General features: G+C 53.8%; 2 protein-coding genes and 1 tRNA gene. 2 read left to right on the top strand and 1 reads right to left on the bottom strand.

All coding sequences use genetic code 11. The annotated features are described in order from the left end of the window. Positions 1 to 213 precede the first annotated feature (213 nt). Both AAAU26_RS00090 and AAAU26_RS00085 read left to right on the top strand, forming a co-directional pair. Positions 214 to 528: a helix-turn-helix domain-containing protein gene (locus AAAU26_RS00090; protein ID WP_097793617.1), complete on the top strand. Its 315-nt coding sequence runs from the start codon at positions 214 to 216 to the stop codon at positions 526 to 528. A gap of 16 nt (positions 529 to 544) precedes the next feature. After that, positions 545 to 1,933 carry a site-specific integrase gene (locus tag AAAU26_RS00085; protein WP_097786545.1) on the top strand — a complete coding sequence of 463 codons (1,389 nt, stop codon included), beginning with the start codon at positions 545 to 547 and terminating at the stop codon, positions 1,931 to 1,933. A gap of 162 nt (positions 1,934 to 2,095) precedes the next feature. On the opposite strand, the gene AAAU26_RS00080 is transcribed toward AAAU26_RS00085, so the two are convergent. Continuing rightward, positions 2,096 to 2,171 (bottom strand) — tRNA-Lys (locus AAAU26_RS00080). Position 2,172 lies beyond the last annotated feature (1 nt).

Genomic DNA, 2,172 nt, shown 5'->3' with positions numbered 1-2,172 from the left:
AGCAACAAGTACCACGACCTGTGGTACGACGTGAAACCCTATCTGGATGCTCTCCACCGTGCGCCCGAACTGGTGCGTGGCTTTCTGGAAAAGATTCTTGCCCCCAAGCAGGAGCACACCATGAATGTGCCGCAGCAAAACCGTAAGCGTGGGCAAGATGTAGAACTTTAAGCTGAATTTTTAGATGATATGACAATATAAGGAGCAACGCTTATGGATTTTGACCGTAATTCTATGACCGTCCCTGTGCAATCTTCCGATTATACGAAAAAGTTCTTGCAAAAGGGCTCGAATCCCACTACAATGGAAGTGGTCACTCAAACCAATGCCGTCAAGTCTCCGACTGACGGCCCGGCAACCACGAAACTGGTGTACACGGTGGAAGAGATCGCACGAATGCTGGCCATCAGCCTGCGCTCTGCTTACAATCTGTGCAACAGCACTACCGAATTCCGTGTCCTGCGAGTAGGCGGAAGCATCCGTGTGCCGAAGGACAGCTTCGATGCGTGGCTCTACCGGGCAGCTTGATAAGGAGGCAAACAGTATGGCATATATTACGAAGCGCGGCAACTCTTACAGCGTCCGCTACACCTACGAAGATGAGCACGGCAAGAGCTGCGACAAATGGGAGAGCTTTCCCACAAAAGAGGAGGCAACGAACCGAAAAAAGCAAATCGAGCATGAACTGGCCGCTGGCACTTTCCTGATTCCGTCCTCGGTAACGGTGGCAGAGTTCCTGATGGACTGGCTGCCGAAACAGTGCAGCAAGCACAAGTGGGCACCCAAAACCTACGAATCCAACCTTTCCACCATTCAGAATCTCATTATCCCCTATATCGGTAGCATGGAGATGCAGAAGCTCAAGCCCTACCACATGGAGAACCTCTACACGACCCTGAGCAAAACGCCCTGTGGTTCGTATATCGAGGGCAAGAAGCAGGAACTGACCGAAAAGCAGAAGCAGCGTTTCCTTTCCGGCACAACGATCCATGAGGTGCACCGGCTGCTGGGCACTGCCTTCCAGTATGCCGTAGAGTGGGGCATCCTTGTCAAAAGCCCTGTTCCCGTGGACAGCCCCAAGAAGTCTACGCAGGAGCGCACCATCTGGACGGTAGAGGAAATGAGGGCGGCTCTGGACAGCATGGAGGACCCCATCCTGCATCTGGCAGTCCACCTCACACTGGTGGGCGCACTGCGAGAGGGCGAGATCGTAGGTCTGACCCCGGAAGATCTCGATTTTGACGCAGCAGATGGCATCGGAACCTTCCGTATCAACAAGTCCATGCAGCGGGTGCGGAAAGAAGCCCTAAATCAAGTGGACGATGGCTGCATCATCAAGATATTCCCGGACAAGCTGGAGCGCAGCACCACTTCCCTCATCCTGAAAAGCACCAAAACCGCATCCTCCTGCCGTACCATCTTCATGACCTCTGCACTGAAAGAGGAATTGAAGAAGTGGCTGAATCAGTTGGCGGCAGACGAGATGAAAGACCCGGCACGCTACCATGATAGCGGAATGCTGTTCCGTCTACCCAATGGTCTGGCAGTGGAGCCGGTGCTGATCCGCAAGAAGTTCCTCAAATGGCAGGATGCCCACCCGGAATTCCCCCGCATTGTGTTCCACGGTCTGCGTCACTCCAGTGCCACCTATCAACTGATGATCTCCGGCGGCGATGTGAAGGCCGTTCAGGGCACCACAGGGCACGCCACGGCGGATATGCTGGTGAACACCTACGCTCATATCCAGCAGTCCTCTCGTGTAGAACTGGGCAGGAAATTTGAGGAAGGGTTCTATGCTAAACAGGAAAGCCCCAGCCCGCAGGCTGTACCCGCCGCAGGCGAACCGACCATCTCCATGACCGCTCTGCTGGAACTTCTGAAGGACGCAGACCCCGAAGTAAAGGCGCAGCTCCGTCTGGCTCTGCTGACCTGATGCAAAATTTACCACGCATTTCAAAGCAATTCCAGCCCATGCAGAGGATTCCCACGAAAACGCCGACCGTGCAAAAACCGTGCATTGACCGTGCAAGCCCCGATTTTTCGGGGTTACATAACAAAAAAGAACGTCAAATCTTACGATTTGACGTTCAATATCTGGTGCACCTCCAGGGACTCGAACCCTGGGCCCACTGATTAAGAGTCAGTTGCTCTACCAACTGAGCTAGAGGTGCA

This window comes from Faecalibacterium longum (assembly GCF_040094125.1).
Lineage (GTDB): Bacteria > Bacillota > Clostridia > Oscillospirales > Ruminococcaceae > Faecalibacterium > Faecalibacterium longum.
The sequence above is the reverse complement of the archived record's forward strand: the minus strand, read 5'-3'. Positions and strand labels throughout refer to the sequence as shown.